The organism is Streptococcus sp. HMSC072D03 (assembly GCF_001812855.1).
Taxonomy (GTDB): Bacteria; Bacillota; Bacilli; order Lactobacillales; family Streptococcaceae; genus Streptococcus; species Streptococcus salivarius_D.
Genome location: NZ_KV810612.1, coordinates 1 through 2,843 on the forward strand (window position 1 = coordinate 1; position 2,843 = coordinate 2,843).

Here is a 2,843-nt window from a genome sequence, read left to right on the forward strand (position 1 = left end):
TGCTAAGCACTCCTCTTAACCTTCCAGCACCGGGCAGGCGTCACCCCCTATACATCATCTTACGATTTAGCAGAGAGCTGTGTTTTTGATAAACAGTTGCTTGGGCCTATTCACTGCGGCTGACCATAAGTCAGCGCCCCTTCTCCCGAAGTTACGGGGCCATTTTGCCGAGTTCCTTAACGAGAGTTCTCTCGCTCACCTGAGGCTACTCGCCTCGACTACCTGTGTCGGTTTGCGGTACGGGTAGAGTATAATTAACGCTAGAAGCTTTTCTCGGCAGTGTGACATCACTAACTTCGCTACTAAACTTCGCTCCCCATCACAGATCAATGTTATAGATATAAGCATTTGACTCATATCACACCTCACTGCTTGGCCAGACACTTCCAATCGTCTGGTTTAGTTAGCCTACTGCGTCCCTCCATCACTATATACTCTAGTACAGGAATATCAACCTGTTGTCCATCGGATACACCTTTCGGTCTCTCCTTAGGTCCCGACTAACCCAGGGCGGACGAGCCTTCCCCTGGAAACCTTAGTCTTACGGTGGACAGGATTCTCACCTGTCTTTCGCTACTCATACCGGCATTCTCACTTCTATGCGCTCCAGCACTCCTCACGGTACACCTTCTTCGCACATAGAACGCTCTCCTACCATACCTATAAAGGTATCCACAGCTTCGGTAATATGTTTTAGCCCCGGTACATTTTCGGCGCAGGGTCACTCGACTAGTGAGCTATTACGCACTCTTTGAATGAATAGCTGCTTCTAAGCTAACATCCTAGTTGTCTGTGCAACCCCACATCCTTTTCCACTTAACATATATTTTGGGACCTTAGCTGGTGGTCTGGGCTGTTTCCCTTTCGACTACGGATCTTAGCACTCGCAGTCTGACTGCCGATTATATCTCGTTGGCATTCGGAGTTTATCTGAGATTGGTAATCCGGGATGGACCCCTCACCCAAACAGTGCTCTACCTCCAAGAGACTTAACATCGACGCTAGCCCTAAAGCTATTTCGGAGAGAACCAGCTATCTCCAAGTTCGTTTGGAATTTCTCCGCTACCCACAAGTCATCCAAGCACTTTTCAACGTGCCCTGGTTCGGTCCTCCAGTGAGTTTTACCTCACCTTCAACCTGCTCATGGGTAGGTCACATGGTTTCGGGTCTACGACATGATACTAATACGCCCTATTAAGACTCGGTTTCCCTACGGCTCCGTCTCTTCAACTTAACCTCGCATCATATCGTAACTCGCCGGTTCATTCTACAAAAGGCACGCTCTCACCCATTAACGGGCTCGAACTTGTTGTAGGCACACGGTTTCAGGTTCTATTTCACTCCCCTCCCGGGGTGCTTTTCACCTTTCCCTCACGGTACTGGTTCACTATCGGTCACTAGAGAGTATTTAGGGTTGGGAGATGGTCCTCCCAGATTCCGACGAGATTTCTCGTGTCTCGCCGTACTCAGGATACTGCTAGGTATAAAGACTATTTCGAATACGAGGCTATTACTCTCTTTGGCCTACCTTCCCAGGTAGTTCTTCTATAATCTTTAAGTCCACGTTGCAGTCCTACAACCCCGAAGAGTAAACTCTTCGGTTTGCCCTCTTGCCGTTTCGCTCGCCGCTACTAAGGCAATCGCTTTTGCTTTCTCTTCCTGCAGCTACTTAGATGTTTCAGTTCACTGCGTCTTCCTCTACATTACCTTAACAGTAATGAGTGACAGGCATTACCTGCCGGGTTCCCCCATTCGGACATCTCTGGATCATTGCTCACTTACAGCTCCCCAAAGCATTTCGTCGTTAGTCACGTCCTTCATCGGCTTCTAGTGCCAAGGCATCCACCGTGCGCCCTTATTAACTTAACCTTATTTTGGTCTTTCGACCTAACTCATTAAATATTCACAGCGTTTCGGTTTATTTTCTTGTTACTATCTATATGTAATTAATTACATATGGAATTTGATATAGATATTCAATTTTCAATGGACAATACTTGAATCTTGCGATTCAATGGAGCCTAGCGGGATCGAACCGCTGACCTCCTGCGTGCAAAGCAGGCGCTCTCCCAGCTGAGCTAAGGCCCCACAAGACCTCTCAAAACTAAATAAGAAACTCAAGTACATTCCGTTTTTCCTTAGAAAGGAGGTGATCCAGCCACACCTTCCGATACGGCTACCTTGTTACGACTTCACCCCAATCATCTATCCCACCTTAGGCGGCTGGCTCCAAAAGGTTACCTCACCGACTTCGGGTGTTACAAACTCTCGTGGTGTGACGGGCGGTGTGTACAAGGCCCGGGAACGTATTCACCGCGGCGTGCTGATCCGCGATTACTAGCGATTCCGACTTCATGTAGGCGAGTTGCAGCCTACAATCCGAACTGAGATTGGCTTTAAGAGATTAGCTTGCCGTCACCGACTCGCAACTCGTTGTACCAACCATTGTAGCACGTGTGTAGCCCAGGTCATAAGGGGCATGATGATTTGACGTCATCCCCACCTTCCTCCGGTTTATTACCGGCAGTCTCGCTAGAGTGCCCAACTGAATGATGGCAACTAACAATAGGGGTTGCGCTCGTTGCGGGACTTAACCCAACATCTCACGACACGAGCTGACGACAACCATGCACCACCTGTCACCGATGTACCGAAGTAACTTTCTATCTCTAGAAATAGCATCGGGATGTCAAGACCTGGTAAGGTTCTTCGCGTTGCTTCGAATTAAACCACATGCTCCACCGCTTGTGCGGGCCCCCGTCAATTCCTTTGAGTTTCAACCTTGCGGTCGTACTCCCCAGGCGGAGTGCTTAATGCGTTAGCTACGGCACTGAATCCCGGAA

At 48.8% G+C, this 2,843-nt stretch carries 1 tRNA gene and 2 rRNA genes; all 3 read right to left on the minus strand.

The annotated features are described in order from the left end of the window. Positions 1–1,869 (minus strand): 23S ribosomal RNA (locus HMPREF2877_RS01000); the annotation flags it as partial. A gap of 146 nt (positions 1,870–2,015) precedes the next feature. Beyond that, positions 2,016–2,088 (minus strand) — tRNA-Ala (locus HMPREF2877_RS01005). A 54-nt stretch (positions 2,089–2,142) separates the two neighbouring features. Further along, positions 2,143–2,843, minus strand: a 16S ribosomal RNA gene (locus HMPREF2877_RS01010); the annotation flags it as partial.